This window comes from Methanosarcina siciliae T4/M, assembly GCF_000970085.1.
GTDB lineage: Archaea > Halobacteriota > Methanosarcinia > Methanosarcinales > Methanosarcinaceae > Methanosarcina > Methanosarcina siciliae.
On record NZ_CP009506.1, the window covers coordinates 4,689,306 to 4,705,848 of the forward strand.

Annotated in this window: 12 protein-coding genes; 4 read left to right on the forward strand and 8 right to left on the reverse strand. The window is 41.9% G+C overall.

What is annotated here, in order from left to right; genetic code table 11:
* Nucleotides 1-207: 207 nt before the first annotated feature.
* Nucleotides 208-1,692 carry a glycosyltransferase family 2 protein gene (locus MSSIT_RS19650; RefSeq protein WP_231590080.1) on the reverse strand — a complete coding sequence of 495 codons (1,485 nt, stop codon included), beginning with the start codon at nucleotides 1,690-1,692 and terminating at the stop codon, nucleotides 208-210.
* Nucleotides 1,693-3,067: 1,375 nt separating this feature from the next.
* Between MSSIT_RS19650 and MSSIT_RS19660 the strand changes: the two genes are divergently transcribed.
* From MSSIT_RS19660 to MSSIT_RS19670, 3 genes are all read left to right on the forward strand, one after another.
* On the forward strand, nucleotides 3,068-4,003 hold the full coding sequence (locus MSSIT_RS19660; RefSeq protein WP_197080304.1) for a UDP-N-acetylglucosamine 3-dehydrogenase: 936 nt from the start codon (nucleotides 3,068-3,070) through the stop codon (nucleotides 4,001-4,003).
* A gap of 466 nt (nucleotides 4,004-4,469) precedes the next feature.
* Entirely contained in the window at nucleotides 4,470-6,140 is a 1,671-nt protein-coding gene (locus MSSIT_RS19665; protein WP_231590082.1) for a hypothetical protein, read from the forward strand.
* Nucleotides 6,141-6,246: 106 nt separating this feature from the next.
* Nucleotides 6,247-7,707 carry a lipopolysaccharide biosynthesis protein gene (locus tag MSSIT_RS19670; protein WP_048174150.1) on the forward strand — a complete coding sequence of 487 codons (1,461 nt, stop codon included), beginning with the start codon at nucleotides 6,247-6,249 and terminating at the stop codon, nucleotides 7,705-7,707.
* 740 nt (nucleotides 7,708-8,447) lie between these two features.
* On the opposite strand, the gene MSSIT_RS19680 is transcribed toward MSSIT_RS19670, so the two are convergent.
* The 6 genes from MSSIT_RS19680 to MSSIT_RS19705 all read right to left on the reverse strand — a co-directional run bounded on the left by MSSIT_RS19680 (nucleotide 8,448) and on the right by MSSIT_RS19705 (nucleotide 13,941).
* The gene (locus MSSIT_RS19680; RefSeq protein ID WP_048174153.1) at nucleotides 8,448-8,717 is read right to left on the reverse strand and encodes a hypothetical protein; all 270 of its coding nucleotides are present in this window, start codon (nucleotides 8,715-8,717) and stop codon (nucleotides 8,448-8,450) included.
* Nucleotides 8,718-8,779: 62 nt separating this feature from the next.
* Nucleotides 8,780-9,994, reverse strand: a complete 1,215-nt coding sequence (locus MSSIT_RS19685) for a glycosyltransferase family 4 protein (RefSeq protein ID WP_048174154.1) — start codon at nucleotides 9,992-9,994, stop codon at nucleotides 8,780-8,782.
* A gap of 44 nt (nucleotides 9,995-10,038) precedes the next feature.
* The gene (locus tag MSSIT_RS19690) at nucleotides 10,039-10,965 is read right to left on the reverse strand and encodes a glycosyltransferase family 2 protein (protein WP_048174156.1); all 927 of its coding nucleotides are present in this window, start codon (nucleotides 10,963-10,965) and stop codon (nucleotides 10,039-10,041) included.
* The gene (locus MSSIT_RS19695; RefSeq protein WP_082089078.1) at nucleotides 10,949-12,004 is read right to left on the reverse strand and encodes a polysaccharide deacetylase family protein; all 1,056 of its coding nucleotides are present in this window, start codon (nucleotides 12,002-12,004) and stop codon (nucleotides 10,949-10,951) included. The genes MSSIT_RS19690 and MSSIT_RS19695 overlap by 17 nt, the downstream gene beginning before the upstream one ends.
* Nucleotides 11,988-13,061, reverse strand: coding sequence for a DUF354 domain-containing protein (locus MSSIT_RS19700; RefSeq protein WP_048174159.1), 1,074 nt, complete (start codon nucleotides 13,059-13,061; stop codon nucleotides 11,988-11,990). The genes MSSIT_RS19695 and MSSIT_RS19700 overlap by 17 nt, the downstream gene beginning before the upstream one ends.
* Before the next feature lie 598 nt (nucleotides 13,062-13,659).
* Nucleotides 13,660-13,941 carry a hypothetical protein gene (locus MSSIT_RS19705; protein WP_231590570.1) on the reverse strand — a complete coding sequence of 94 codons (282 nt, stop codon included), beginning with the start codon at nucleotides 13,939-13,941 and terminating at the stop codon, nucleotides 13,660-13,662.
* Nucleotides 13,942-14,189: 248 nt separating this feature from the next.
* Here MSSIT_RS19705 and MSSIT_RS19710 point away from each other — a divergent pair, with 248 nt between their 5' ends.
* The gene (locus MSSIT_RS19710) at nucleotides 14,190-15,473 is read left to right on the forward strand and encodes a UDP-glucose dehydrogenase family protein (RefSeq protein WP_048174162.1); all 1,284 of its coding nucleotides are present in this window, start codon (nucleotides 14,190-14,192) and stop codon (nucleotides 15,471-15,473) included.
* A 29-nt stretch (nucleotides 15,474-15,502) separates the two neighbouring features.
* Here MSSIT_RS19710 and galU read toward each other — a convergent pair whose 3' ends face one another.
* Nucleotides 15,503-16,396, reverse strand: a complete 894-nt coding sequence (gene galU / locus MSSIT_RS19715; protein ID WP_187151822.1) for a UTP--glucose-1-phosphate uridylyltransferase GalU — start codon at nucleotides 16,394-16,396, stop codon at nucleotides 15,503-15,505.
* Between the last annotated feature and the right edge of the window lie 147 nt (nucleotides 16,397-16,543).

The following is a 16,543-nucleotide window of genomic DNA, read 5'->3' on the forward strand; positions in this document are numbered from 1 at the left end:
CAAACCTGAATTATCTCCTACGTTCATTTCGGAAATTCGAAGGATAGAAATAATTTTTATTTTTACGGAGAGCCGGAAAAAAAGTACTGACTAAAATACAGCTCCGAGTAGAAAATCCGGGATAAAAAAGAGAGGATTAGAAGTGCCCGGAAAAATTCACTAAACAAAATAATTAAGAGAAGAGCCTGGGAGTTTTCCTTCCGGACCTCAACGAGCAAGTCTTACTCTTTCATTCATTTTCTTTTCAACCTGCATGTCAAAGAGCATCCCGAAAAGGAGCAGCTGAAGTCCGGCACCCAGTACAAGGAAACCTAGCAATGGGTAATAGGACGGCAGTGGACTTTGAAGCAATAGCTGCAAAAGTCCCCAGATCCCAAGGATAACACTCAAAGGCAAGGCGAGCATCCCGAGGAAGTAAAACAACACCAGAGGATGGAAGTCAAGCACCATGTATTTAACCCTGAGCCTCCAGAGAAAACCCTTGAAAAGCATTGGTGAAACCCTTCGGATATACTTACTGTACCTTATGGAAGATCTTTCTCTGCCGTAACGTGCAGGGATTACCACATCCATGACCCTCATTCCAAAGGCGTTGAGCTTTATTAGCAGGTCGTTACAGTAGCCGTAGTAAGGATAAACGGAGTCCAGATCAATAACCTCAAGAGCCTGCCTGGAAATGGCTGTATACCCGTTCTGCGGATCCATGACATGCCAGTATCCACTCCCTATTTTAGTCAGGAAACTCAGCAGGAGGTTTCCAAAAGATCTCCACCTGCTCATCCCGGTCATGAAATTTTCCGAGAGAAGCCGGTTGCCCTTTGTGTAGTCGGCCAGTCCCTCAATAATCGGGAAGATCAATCTCGGAAGATGGACAGGATCCATCTGGTTATCTCCGGCCATAACTGCCACGATATCCATTTCGTCTTTTAGAGCAAGCTTGTACCCGTCAATGATCCCTGCCCCGACACCTTTGTTTACTTCGTGGCGCAGATAAACGATTCTAGAGTCTCCGAATTGTTTTATAACTTCTCCGGTCCGGTCAGTACTTCCATCATCGATCACGTAGATCCGGTCAACATACTCCGGAATCCCGCTCAGGGTCTCGCCGATAAGCAGTTCTTCGTTATAGGCAGGCACTACAACCCCTATACGGGTGCTCTCAAGCTTCCTGAATGCCGGGTCAATGTCAAAACTCAAATAGTTAACCTTAAGTTTTTCAGTTTTCGCAGCAGAAAGCAGGGATTTCAAAGACAGATGCTCTTTGCCTGAGCTAATACTCTGAAGCGCTCTTGAAGTCACGGCAAGAAAGCCTATCTTTTCCTTGAAGGTGCTTTTCCCGTTCAGAAGCATGACCGTCTCCTGTTCACAGGAAACCCTGCATGGCCAGGAACCCACCGAAAGGTCAAATCCCTGCTTCAACGGTTCAAGGACGTGAGAAAGCAGATCTATGTCCTGCATGCACTCCGGATAGATAAGAACAACAAGCTCTGAATCAAGGGATGTCCTGTAAAGGACTTTGAGCAAAGCTTCCTCTCCTCCCGAAAGAGGAACAACTCTTGCCCCACCAAGAGCTGCCACTTCCATAGTTCGGTCAGTAGACCCTTTGTCAAGCACCAGTACGCGGTCTGCGTAACTTGCCGCAAGCAGGACTTTGCTTCCTATGGAAGCTTCTTCGTTTTGAGCCGGAATCAAAACTGTAAACTCATGCCTTAGAGGCCTATCGGAAAGTTGAGATGGCGATGAAACTATACTGATAGGATCGGAAATTAGAGAATTAAGACAAAACGTAAGGGCCGAATACAAACCCTCTCCACCCCCTTATGAATGTGCATTATACTATAACCCCCTGTATGTGTATAAATGCAAAAATATTAAAGGCTATCATTTAAAAGATTTTCAAATGAAAATATATATAAAGTTGGGATTTTATTGAAAATTACCTGTTAAAATATTAATAACTTAGAGAGATACTCTTTTTATTAAATAAAGAGTTGAGCGTATAGAAGTAAAAATCGGAATTCCAAAACTCTGGCTTTTGAAATTTCGGAATCCCAGAAAAATAAGACATATATTCTGGATATCTAAAATAGGGCATATCCATCAGGCAGATTTGCAGCAAAAACAAGTTTATCCAATATAATTTTATGCTCTCGTGGTAACTGGGAAAACTGCCGGTCATTTGATAAAAATGGTGTATGATGTCTCAACATTATTTTTTTAGAGATAATGGAAACGGAGAAAAATATATGAAAAAATAGTTTAAGTAGGGAATTAATTATATGCTCCGACCGGGTCATATACGATCATGACTCTCAGGAACCAGTACATGAAAGAATTTAACTGCCCTGCGCAAGTTGTATAGGAGAAAAAAAGCATAATAATCAATAGTCCGTTGAGAAAAATGACGTGGTTATCGCAGGAAGAAAATAACAGGGAAAATAATGCCTGAAAAGTCCCTGAAATTAAGGAAGCAACCATTCCGGAAAAATAATACATATACAGAGAACTTATTTACCCTGCAGTCGTAAAGAAAAAAGAAGCTCTGTAGAATGAAGATTTAAAGGGACAAAGAAGCACATCTGTATGGACATCCCTGAGAACACTGGAAGAGGCAAGTAGGCTTTCTTTAGTCAGAAGAATTCAAGCAAAATATGAGAAGTGTCAACAGGCTTCAAAAAGATAGGCAGAAGAGTTAGATATGTGCACATAGTCAGCGGTTACTGACAAAAAATATTGATGTAAAGCTAAAACTTATATCCGAAAAATATTTATTAATTAAGAGGGAGACGGCATAATAAGGAAGGCATATGCCGTTAATTGGGGGAAAAAGAGTTTGAGATTTAACTTACCTGTATTCCGAAGGCTCCCATAGGATGAAAGGAACAATATGGAAAAAAACTGGATTGAAGCCATCTGAAAAATCAGTAAGAACTCAAAGTCTTTCTTATAAGAATCGATCTTTGTACTGATAGCACATTACATGTGTGGAAATTATCCTGTTTGATCGGCAGGATATCAGACAAATTAAGACAAAAACATGATAAAATCATTCCGGGGGGTAGAATAATTGATGCGTATAGGAGTGGTCGGAACCGGTTACATGGGGGAGAACCACGTCAGGATCTATAGTGAAATGGAAGACGTAAAACTGATAGGGATTTCCGATCCAAATACTTCAAGGGTAAAAGAGCTTGCGGCAATGTATAATACACTGCCTTTTGCAGACCATAAAAAAATGTTTGAGAAAACAAAGCTCGACGCGATAAGTATCGCAGCTCCAACTACCCTTCATTGTCCTATAGTGCTTGATGCCCTTGGAGCTGGAGTGGACGTGCTTGTAGAAAAGCCTATTGCAGACAGTGTGGAAAATGCAGCTGCAATGATCGAATACGCGGAAGAACAGGACAGGCACCTGATGGTAGGGCATATCGAGAGATTTAACCCTGCGGTTCTGAAATTAAAAGAAATCGTTGATTCGGGAACTTTGGGGAAAGTCGTCTCCGTTTCAACCAGAAGAGTTGGTCCTTACAATCCAAGGACAAGAGATGTGGGAGTAATACTGGATATTGGGGTTCACGACATAGATATAATCTCCTGCATTTATGGAATGAAGATTAACCAGGTATACACCGTAGCAGGCTCGGATATACACTCTTTTGAAGACCATGCGACAATTCATCTTCGTCTGAACCATGCATACTCTGGGCTTGTGGAAACAAACTGGCTTACTCCTCACAAAATCCGGAAGCTTACAGCTGTCGGCCTGAAGGGAGTTGCATATCTGGACTACCTTGATCAAAGTGTGGAACTTCACGACAATGGTTGGGTCCAAAAAGCCAGGGTAGAAAAAGTCGAACCTTTGAAAAAAGAACTCTCCCATTTTATCAGCTGCGCAAGGGACGGAAACTGCCCTATGCCCTCGGGAGAAGAAGGAAAGCATGCCTTGGAAGTGGCACTGGCTGCAATCCAGTCATATCAGGAAGAAAGAATGATTGAAATCTGAAGCTGCAGCCGGGTAAAAATCCATATGATTCCGATCAATGAAACTGCCTTTTTTGCGGGGTAGATACAGGTAAATATGCAGATGAACAGAAAATAAAGATCTTACCTTCGGCGTTAAGGAACTTAAAGGAGAACTTGGCCGCATTTAGGATGGAATGTGTTTCATCGGGAAACTATATAATCCTAAAGAAAGTTATTATGTTGTGGGTTGTATGGGAACCATAAAAGTGTATAAAGATAAGCTTACTGGAAATCTTGACACGATTCTCAGTGTAATGGGATTCACCTTAGGTATGTTTATTGTTTCATTATATTACCTGATTAATTTAAACCAGAAGGACATCGGAACTGCCGTTCTTTCTGCCTGCTTAATATACTTGTTATTCAGAAAAAAATTTAAAAGTGAGGCCCCCGTTTCCTCTGAAAAAGACAGGTTAAAAAATGGACTTAATCTTTCCTTTTATCTCGTGTTTCTGATAAGTGTGCTCGTATACAGCATGAACCTGTATTACAGACCGATATCTTATTTTATACTGATATGCACACTTGCAGCAATCATAGCCTCGGAAATCCTGTATGTAAGAAAAGGAGACAAGGTAGCTCCAATACTGCTGCAGATATTCCTTCTTTCAATCCTTATAAGAGCCGGGATTTATTATAATTTCCCGAGCCTCATGGGTTATGACGCTTATTTCCATGCAGGCATGGCAAAACAAATTACTGAGACAGGAGCCGTTCCTCCGATTGAGATCAGCAATAAATATTTCTATTACCCACTTGCCCACATTTTTGTCTCTATAACCCAGTTGATGGGTGGGCTGGACATCAAGGACAGCTTCTTTTATTCTATAGGATTTGCCGATATTTTCAGCACGGCAGGGATTTACCTTATCGGAAAGAAACTCGAAGGTCCTCAGACAGGATTGCTTGCAGCATTATTGATAAACCTGAATAATCACAATATCGTTAGCGGGATTACAAATATAACCCCGGGTTCCCTGGTTCTCTGCTACTTCATAATTATCCTCTATGCAATCTTTAGCGAAAAGCCAGGTTTGACGCAGACTGGACTTCTTCTCATGGTTACTATTCTGATAGTGCTGACCCACCAGTTAACTACTTTTGTGGTTCTTCTGGCAATAATTTCGATCATAGTGGGAAAAATCCTGCACAAACACCTTTATGAGAGTTTACCCACTACAACGGTCAGTTTTAATTACATCCTCTTTTTTGTGATTTGTCTGCAAACCTACTGGATGTTTACATATGTAACTCCTGGAACCTCCTTTTTTGAGATGATCTTCAGACCTCTTATAAACGTACTTCAGGCCGGCTCCAGTTACTCAAGCGATGAACTTATCGTAGGAACTACAAGCGTGCAGAACTCAATGGAAACACTGATACTTCACATAAGTTACCTCGCCCTGCCTTTCTTTGCAATAGGAGGGGTCCTGGCATGGTTTTCCCGCAGGGACGCCGAAAAAATAGATAAGTTTTCAATTGCCCTGGTTGTTGTAATTCTTTATAGCTTTGCATACGGAATTCCTTTACTGGGCATGAGAAATTTCCTTACAAGCAGGTGGTTTCCTCTTATAGCAGTGTTTCTGGTGCTGGTAGCTGCCTCATATATGTTGAAGCTGGTAAGCCTATTTAACTCCAAAAAAGCAAAAATTTCCGCAATTTTCATAATAATGTTGTTCTTCTCATTCGTAATGGTCACTACACCGGGAATTAATAAAGACAACCCTCTTGTAGGAAAAGAGACAACTGTAAGGAACCAGTTTAAGAACATTGAAATCCAGCCTGTGAAAACACTATCTGCAGTGTATTCAGGAAACATTTTGATGGATGCCCCCTATGACAGCTGTCTTTTTTATCGAGACCCGGGATACAATGTGGATAACGCAACATACTTCAATACGAACCAGGTCGAGTCGGGAGAGATCAGCAGCGAGCATCTGGTATTGCTAAGAAGAGCAACCCTTTGGGAACCAATATCCATAAATGATCCGGATAGATACGGGGTAAACATAATCAAGCCGTTACCAGCAGAGTTCTTCAACAATTTCGAGGCTCCGGAGTATGCACTGATATATGACAATTCAGATGTACTGGCCTACATAAAAGAAAGTAAATAAATAAAAAAATAAAAATTCATTGGAAACTATTATATAAATCGCCAGTGTGGAAACCCCTTATCTACGACAAAAAACAGAATTAATATATTTTAAAGTTGGGAACCCAATGTCGAACTTTATCACGAACGTACTAAAACTTGTTTCCGGAAGTGTTACTGCACAGGTTCTGGGCATAATTCTCATACCCATAATCACAAGAATTTATAATCCGGATGATTTTGGAATTTTTCAGCTTTTCATTTCATTATCAGGCATACTTGTGATTGTTTCTACTTTCTCGTATCAACTTGCGATTATGCTGCCAAAGACAGAGGAAGATGCTGCAAATGTCACTGCCCTGTGTATTGTACTGGTGACTTTTGTATCCTTACTGACAGGAATAGGGATTTGGCTAATTCCAGATAATGTCGACAACATTTTCAACACCCCCGGAATTTCAAGATACCTGCCACTCCTTCCGTTAATAATATTCCTTAATGGCATCTTTTTTGTGCAAAATTACTGGCTTTCAAGAAAAACTCGTTTCGGAGTCATTGCAGGGTCCAGAGTTTCGAACACCTTAACGTCAAAGTTAGTTCAAATAGGATTTGCGACATGGATTATTACCCCATTAGGCCTGATTGGCGGATTCATTACAGGGTATGCATTTGCAGACCTTATTATGCTTAAGGGCATAAAAAAAGATATTAAGATTTTCAAACAGGTCTCAATTAAAAGAATGAAAGAAGTGGCCATCCGGTACAAAAAATTTCCGTTATTCAGCTCCTGGTCATCGATCGCAAACACTATTTCTCCCCAGGTTCCTGCTTTTTTGCTTGCATACTTTTACAGTACATCAGTTGTGGGGCATTTCTCACTTGCAAACCAGGTAGTAAACCTGCCTATGGGAATTGTCGGCACAGCTATAGGCCAGGTCTTTTTCCAGAAAGTAAGTGAGGTTAAGAACGGGAATGTGGAAGGAGACATGAAGACTATAGTTGAGGAGGTTTACAAAAAGCTGATTTCAATAGGAATCTTCCCCATGATACTCCTGGTGATCCTCGGAGAGCAGATTTTCGTATTTGCTTTTGGAGAAAACTGGGGTATTTCAGGCACATACGTAAGAATCCTTGTGCCCTGGATCTTCCTGGTCTTTCTTTCCTCTCCAATCTCAACTCTATATAACATATTTGAGAAACAGAAAGTATGGCTCACCTTCAGCATAGTCCTCCTTGCCTCAAGGATATTAGCCCTGATAATAGGAGGAACTCACGGAGACCCTGAATTCGCTCTTGCCCTGTATAGCTTTACAGGAATAGTGTTCTGGCTCTGGAACAACGCATACCTGCTGGGGCTTGTAGGAATTAGCAAGAAAGAAAGCGTAGAAATTCTTGTAAAATATACAACAATAGGCATTATAATATCTATCCCGTTAATTTTGATAGAATTGATTTCTACAAGCTTTTACCTGATAATATTTACAGCCGTGGTTATGACGGTTATCTATTACGCAATAACTCTTCATGAAGATCCCATGTTCAGAAAAATGTTCTCAACTTTACTTGTAAACGTAAGAAATAGGAACTGAGAAGGAAGATTAAACTTCGCCTCAGGAAATAAGCTTATTTAGAAGTTAACCATCTTAAGAATCAATTCCAAAAGTTTTAAAAAAATTGTTTTGAGAAAAACAAAATATGGAAGATCCGAAAATTATAGGAGGGCATTGGAGCCCATTCTACCAAAGTAAGCAGGGTTTAGAGCTGAAGTCCAGGTAATCGTGCATTTCTACCATAGAGGTTCAGATGGGCGGCAACGGCTCCTCCTTCAGAGCTTCCGAGACAAACATGTAACCAACATCTTTCTCCCGGATTAATTTGAACACCTTTCAAAGAACTGAATTGGCAGAGGGGGGTTCCAGTTTCTGTTTCTCATAGACCAGAGTAAGCAGGCGGTAATAAGTTTCAGGGTCGTTTGAGAATCTCGATTTAAGCCCGCCTCACCTGCACTTTTAAGTTCCCTCCGGATTTCCCACCCCTACAGACAAAAGTCCTTACATCCTACAGGTTGAAGACCCTATTTGCAGCATACCTTTAAACTCACATTTCGACCCCCTCCCAAAAAACACAACTTATTTTTTTTATTCGCACAGTCCATTGCTAATTTTGCCTTTACATTTCTATTAATTACCCAATATTCACTATATTTATTCAGAGGTATCTATTTTTTTATTTTATTTTCTAAATTTGAACTGGATTTTTTTGAACATTGTGGGATTCAAGCCAAAATCATTGATTTTGTTGAGCATGTTTTACGGCAGATTCAATAAGTTTATCCAGTTGTTGCAAAAATCACCTTATTTTTGAAAGGGGGGTCGAAATGTGAGTTTAAAGTTCTTAATGAAAAGAGGACATCTGCTCCGCCCACAAGTTCACCATTTCTGAAACAACCATAAATCTTAAAGTCTCTGGAAAGGGTACCCCTGCAGATTCTCAGCCAATCACCTGTGTGAAAGAGCATACCTGGTTGAGAATTTTCCACAAGCAGATCCCAGTCTTTGTATTCAGACGGCGCTGATTCCCTGACTTCAATTTCTTCCATTTTAAATCCCTATAGACAATAATGTGTTCTATGATCAATTATAGAAGTAGAATTTTGGGCATTCAGTCCCTGAGACCTGATTTGCAGACTCTGTCTACCTGTTTCGCAACACTGTACCAGCTGTAATTTTCAGTAACATAACTTAAACCTTTTAAGCCTATTTTTTCCCTTGATTCCCGATTTTCAAGTAGCTTTGAGATAGCTTCTGCAAGAGCTTCCGGGTTTTCCGGAGGAACAGGAATTCCTCCTCCCGAAGCCTCAAGTACATCAGCAACCCCGCTAATCGCACTTGCAATAACTGGCTTCCCGCAAGCCATATATTCATATAATTTTAGAGGGGAAAGCCCTATTTTTGCATTCCTCGCCAGTATAAAGGGAGCAGCACAGATATCACTTGCATTGATATACACAGGTACCTGATCATAGGCAACCACACCTGTAAAAACGAACCTGTCTGTAACCCCCAGTTCTCCTGAGAGGTTGAGCAACTCGTCCTTCATAACCCCGTCACCGACAATAAGAAAACGGCATTCCGGGTATCTGTCAAGTATTGAAGGAACCGCCTTTACCAGATATTCGACTCCCTGCCAGGGAGCAAGGTTTCCTACAAAACATACATAAGGAATTTCCGGGTCAAGCCCGAGCTCTTTTCTGCATGTAGCCTGTTCAAGCGGTTGGAAGAGAGAGGTGTTTGCTCCGTTAGGGATCACAGTTATTTTTTCTCCAGGAATGTTATAAGCACTCTCAAGATTCGCTTTTATTCCCGGAGTCACTGCAATTATCCTATCCGAAAGCCTGAGAGCTTTTTTCAGAACCGAGATATTTAACCTGGATTTTGCGGAAGAAAAATGCCTGGATAAATTTACCGTTTTTCCTTTCTGCAAGACTTTCTCTTCGTCACATCTGGATTTGATAAGGCTGCCTTCATCTTCCGGGATCCCGTTTAATTCATAAACCAGAGTTTTAAACCTGCTTTTGCAAAATAGCCCGGCAAGAAAACCGAAATTCGGATTTCTTGTATACAGAACATCAAAAGTTTCGGAACCGACTAGCCCGGCAGAACTCCGGAAATAATTTATTGTAAGGGTAAGCAGGCTTCCAGGACGTATATAATGGCAGCGGATATTGCCCAGATGAGAAAGAGTGGAACTATCCGTAGTGAAGATATGGATTTCATTATCCATCTTTGCAAGGTTACTTACAAGTTCATGCCTGTGTATAAGGGATCCGTCAGCCAGGTAAAGGGGCCACACTATATCCAGAAAGAGCAACTTCATATTACCACCTTAATCCAACGTTCCATCAAAATATGTTAGCATGTTCACCGCTCTCCCTGCTTGGCATCTGTAGAGTTGCGGCTTAAAATTCCCGAAATCCGGGAAAACAACAGACCCAGATTTTGTTTTCTATAGTAAGCCCTTATTTCCGTATCCCTGATTTTGTTCTCCTTCTTAACGGCTGAATTGAAATATCCATAGAGGTATGCAATTCCTGTGTAATATGGAGACTTGAAAGAAAAATAAAGCGTATTAAACAGAACCATAGATAAACTTTTATCTACGTAATAAGCCATCCAGCCATTTTTAACGTATCCCTTCCATAGCCCCTCTCCTGATCCCGTCTTTCGTTTCTGGATTTCGACAACATCTATATACTGCCTGAGCTGCCAGCCCCGAAGAAGAGCTTTAGTATTGGAAATGGAATCCGGGGAAGGTTCCACCTGATAACCTTCGGTTTCGAGAAAACAGGACTTTCTCCAGAGCCTTCCTGTGCCGCGGGGCAGATTTTTATCGGATACTTCTCGTGAAAGCTTGCCGCCGAAATCATAGTAAACCCCTCCGCTTGCAATCCCGAGAGAAGAATCCTTTTCAAATTCACCCATTAATTTCCCGAAGTAGTTTTCTTCGAGTACGGTGTCGGCATCAAGGAGCCCTATGTAATCACACTCAATGCCATTTTCCCTACTGTATTCCAGTGCATAATCAAATCCCTGTTTGCAGACGTAGCTATAGTGAAAGGTTATGTCCCTTGGCTTTGGAGGGAGCCTTATGCTTCGAATCCAGGAGTATCTTGCCTTCAAACCTTCAAGAATGTAGGGAGTTCCATCCGTACTCCCATCGTCCACTATGATCCATAGTACAGGTGTTACTTTCTGCCCCGTTACGGATTCGGAAACGTCAGGCAGGTTATCCTCTTCATTTCTTGCAGGCGTAATCAACAGGTATTTCCTTTTAGACTCGGGATTCATTCTCCCACCACCTGTAAATCTCTTCTCCGCTTGTCATCCATGCCCCTTTTTCAGAGCAGTACTGCAGCGCTTTTTCATAGAGTTTGATCCAGTCTTTTCGGAAACTGCACCCGAAAACGAAATTATGCCACAGCAGGGTAATTACCCCATTGAACCTTGCTGTCGTATCTATAAGATCCTTTGTACATTTCCAGGCTTCCTCAAAAGATCCGAAAGCCTTGAAAAGAGCAACATCCATTACAGTAAGCGGAATTTCCAGTATGCCTATCTCCCTGCCTTCCGTGAGATTATATGGTCTGAAAGGATGGCACATACCATTCCTGAAGCCGATCGAATCACTGAATCCGAAAGTTGAATCATATCCGAACCCTGCATCCGCAAGCATTTCCCATGTTTCGGGAGTTTTGAACCGGAGATAATGGTTGCGGAAACCCAGAACTTTTTTACCCAGAATGGCTTCAAGCCTTTCTTTTTCACGTTTCAGCGCTCGGGAGTCATTATATGAATAATAGCCCCCATGTAAGCCGGCTTCCCATCCCCTATCGGAAATTTCTCCCAGAGAGCCTTCCAAGTCTTCGATATCATATCTGAACCTTTTTGGGTCCTTGCTGCTTGCAATGAAATAAAAAGAGGATTTTGCCCCGAAATCCTCTTCAAGATCCATGATTTCGGAAAAGTTAAGGTAAGGGGAATAACCGGCACCCCGGAATTTCCAGAGGAACTGAAATTCCAGACCCCGGAAATCCAGATTCTTCAGGCAGAAGGCCGAGGACAGAAGGCTGTGGGAAAGAGGAGGATAAATATCATCCATATCATGAGTCAAACACACAGCAAAGGTCCTGTTTTCCGGGAATTCAACTTTCATCCCGTGTTCTACCAGGTATCTGGAAACCTCAGGCTCGGAGGCTTTTTTCAAAAAAGATTCAGCGAAAAGAAAACGTCCGTGCTCATCAAGCTTTTCAGGGCAATATTCTTCTCTTCGGGAAAAAAGATCCCAGATTTTTGAGTTTTGCTTCAGTAAGTCATACATAGCTCTCATCCAAAACCACTGGCATGGAAACCCCTGACTTTTTACCAGGAAGACTTTCTATGAGCCCTACCATAAATTCGGTTACGTTAATTTTGTCCCTGAGCAGGGCGGCTCTCTTGAGGCCCCAGGTCTTCTTAAGTTCAGGGTCTTTGAGAAGTTCCAAAGCCTTTGCAAGGGCAGATTCCGACTCACTGTAATTGAAGAGCAAACCGTACTTTCCTTCGAGCTCCGAAAAGTTTCCCATAGTCCCTGCAAGGGAGGAAACATAAATAGACGGAGTGCCAAGAATTGCGCTTTCTACAGCCATGGTTGCTCCTTCCCCCACGCATAGTGTGGCATAATAAAGAAGATCATGGATTTTTTCCGAGGGCACCCTGATCCTGTATCGTTCAAATTCTTCTGCCAGTTTCCCTTCCGAAGAAATGAAAACCTTCCCAAATTTTTCGAGTTCTTTAATAAGTGACAACTTATTATCGATTCCGTGCTGGCCTACATCATGATGTGCACCCCACGAAATGAAGCGCATGATTACAAACGGTTCACCTTCCTCTACTCCGAGTTCCCGTAAAACATCAGGATTCGGAGAGAAGTAAGCGGGATGGAGATATGCCAGTTCATGATAGCCGCTGTACTTGAGCTGTTTTTTTCCTGCATCCTTTTTAAAGGAAGTGGGCGTGCAAATGATATTGCAAAAAGGATAAGTCATTTTCTGGGCTATTTCTGCATGTTCGGTATCATTAAAAATGATGGATTTTTTTCCCAGTGCCCAGGCTACATGAGCAACCGGAGGAGAGAGAATACCCGTAATGACGTCCGGATTAAACTGGCGAGCAATATTATAAAGTTTAGACTCTCTTACGAACCACTCTTCAAACAGGTGTATCTTGCCCGACCTGACCTTGCTTAAAACTGTATGGGGGATTTTATAGGCATCTAATAACTCTATTACAACGTCTTTATCCCTTGAGACAACCATTACCTGGTGTCCTTTTTTTTCAAGACTCCATATAGTATTTTTAAAAAAATGAACGTGCGCCGGATGCCCTATATCAACAATGACCCTCAAGATTTTCACTCCCTAACTGGTCCCACATTTTGATTCCACGAATTGAGGAAACCGGACAATTTTCTTACTGGAAGGCAGCCGTAAAAAGGAAAGCAGGAAACGATTTAAATGCCAAACCCGGAAACCGATAAGGCGAGATATTTTCGAGAAATCAGGGAGTCTTCTACTTCACATTTACTTGATTAATCAGAGAAGCATTCAATATACCCTGGTTCTTCCTAAATCCCTTTTTTCGAACCCTACTTGCGGATTCAATGTCCCTTAAATTTCCCCTGAGCTGACAACAGGATGATGGCAACACCGACCCCCCCCGGCTATATCCAACCCCATTACAGCGCCTCCTTAAATTTAAACTTTTGATTCTGATAGGATCACTAACAAACACTATTATGGTTAGAAGATAAATAGTTCAAGAATAAATAGTTTTGGAAAGTAAGATTCTGAACTAAATTCTGTAAGGAACTAAAAACACAGATAATCCTGATTATTCTATTTTTACAAACGAAAAAAATGGTATATTATTACCTCAGAGATTTCAGAAGAGAGACTTCTTAAGACGAATCGAAGGAAATATTTAAAAATGAAGAAATTTTATGAGTTATGGAGATAGCCCCGTAAAAATAATTTCCAGGCCTGCAAAGAGAAAAGTGGCAACAAAACAGATCAACAGAGGATATATCCCCATATCAATGGAATCTATCGAAAAATTATCTTCTTTTCTGGAAACCAGGAGCGTTTCCTTCAGCCCCAGAAGAACGATCAGTCCCAGAACCGTTATCCTGTAATATTCAGGAATTCCAAAATCCGTATAAATAAAACAGATGCCTGAACCGGGAAAACTATTTCCCAGAGCAAGCTTTTCCGTACCCAGAATTAACATTGAAAGCACTAAATATCCCCCAGCTTATCGGTAAAGGTATTGTAAGAACATGTACTAAATTCTATCTATAGAAACTTATAAACTGTCAAGCTATATAAATATTCAAACCTCACGAAAAGGATAAGTATACGAAAGCCCGAAAGCGAGAAGCATCAAAGACCAGGAATTGTAAAGAGACACAAACTGTCAAAAACAAATAAGGTTTTAAAGCAGTTAATTCCTCAATTTCCGAGAAAGAGGTTCAGACTATGAAAGTTTCTGTTATTGGTTCAGGGTATGTGGGTTCGGTCACTGCAGCCTGCTTTGCAGAGGTAGGACACGAAGTCATCTGTGTAGATATCGACAGGAAAAAAACAGAGCAGATAAACGCAGGTATTCCTCCAATCTATGAAGAGGGGCTTGGAGAACTTTTGCGAAAATATGCAGGAAAAAGACTCATAGCAACTACTGATTATGAATTTGCGGTCAATGAAACGGATATTTCCTTTATCTGTGTTGGGACCCCTTCGGCTGAAGACGGGAGTATAGACCTTTCAATTGTCCGGGCAGCAGCTGCAAGTATCGGTGCAGCCATGGAAAAGAAAAATAGCTACCATGTGGTAGTAGTAAAAAGTACGGTAGTGCCCGAAACAACAGAAAAGTTTGTCCTGCCGATCCTTGAGGAAACCTCCGGAAAGAAAGCCGGAAAAGATTTCGGGGTCGCAATGAACCCGGAGTTCCTCAGGGAAGGGAAAGCCGTCCATGATTTCATTCACCCTGACAAAATAATTGTCGGGTCGATCGACAGAAGATCAGGAGATCTGGTTTCCGAGCTCTACAGGATCTTCGAATGCGAGATCACGCGCACAGGGCTGGCAACCGCAGAAATGATCAAATACGCAAATAACTCCCTGCTTGCGACCAAGATCTCCTTTTCCAATGAGATTGGGAATATTTGCAAAAAGCTGGGGATAGATACCTATGAGGTCATGGAAGCTGTGGGGAGGGACTTCAGAATTTCCCCAAAATTTTTAAATTCCGGAGCAGGTTTTGGAGGATCATGTTTTCCGAAAGACGTAAAAGCGCTCATAGGAAAAGCAAAAGCAATCGGATACTCTCCCGTACTTCTGGAGTCCGTAATAGCTGTAAATGAAAGGCAACCCCTTCTTATGACTGAAATTCTTCAGCGGAAAATAGGAGATCTTACAGGCAAAAAGATTGCAGTCCTTGGCCTCGCTTTCAAAAACGAAACGGATGACATAAGAGAATCCAGATCAATCCCTGTGATTGCTGAACTCCTCAGATTGGAAGCCCAGGTTTCGGCTTATGATCCGATGGCAACCGAGAACATGAAGCGTATCTTTCCCGCAATCGAATACTGTGAAAAAGCTGCAGATGCGCTTAAAGATGCAGACGCCTGCCTTGTGATGACAGAATGGGACGAATTCAGGAATCTCGACTCTGAATTCCGGGAAATGAAAGAGAAGATAGTTATTGACGGGAGACGGATAATTAAAGCTAAAGATGTGGATTATGAGGGACTCTGCTGGTGAAAAATCAGCAGAAATTCCTACCTCCGTTTTTATTCTTTCATTTCTGCCGGGACCTTTTCAACTGCCAGGATTTCCCGCAGGCACTCAAGCACATCGTCCCTGAGGTTTTCGTTCTGAAGAGCAAAATCGATTATGGATTTTACATACCCAAGCCGATCTCCGGTATCGAACCTTTTTCCTTTGAACCTGCAGGCGTAGATCATCTGAGACCTGTTCAGGACCCTGATGCCGTCCGTAAGCTGGATCTCGCTCCCCACCCCGGTTCCGGCTTCCTTAATGCAGTCAAAAATTTCAGGGGTGAAAACATAACGCCCAATTGCCCCGATATTGGAAGGAGCATCTTCAGGAGAGGGTTTTTCCATGATATCCTCAAGCACGTACAGAGAATCGTCAAGAGGCTTACCCTTTATAATTCCGTAACTGCTCAGTTTTTCATAAGGCACCTCTTCAACTGCGATGGTTGACCTTCCGTATTTTTCAAAGTTCTCGATAAGCTGGGCAGTGCAGGGTTTATCATTAACGATAATGTCGTCTCCGAGGAGCACCGCAAAAGGTTCATTTCCGATATGATTCTCTGCCCTAAGCACCGCATCTCCAAGCCCGTTAGGTTCCTTCTGGCGGATATAATGGATATCAACAAGAGAGGAGATATCCCTGACCAGCTTCAACATGTCTGTCTGGTTCTTTTTCGCAAGGTGCATTTCAAGTTCAGGGGAGTCGTCAAAGTAGTCTTCGATAGCTCTCTTGCCTCTTCCAGTGATGATGATTATGTCCTCTATCCCTGAGGCTATAGCCTCCTCCACGACATACTGGATGACTGGAGTATCAATGATCGGGAGCATTTCTTTTGGCATGGACTTGGTGGCAGGCAGGAAACGAGTTCCTAGACCGGCTGCCGGAATGAGTGCTTTTTTAATAGTCACGATTAACTCTCCGGTAAAAGGAAAAATTACGTAAAGGTTTATTCTTACACTGGGTTAAACTACTTTTCACCTTATCTCTTTAACTTTTCCCTTATTTCGTACAGCAATCGGGGAAAGAAAGAAAAAAGTTGCAAAACTTTCAAAAAG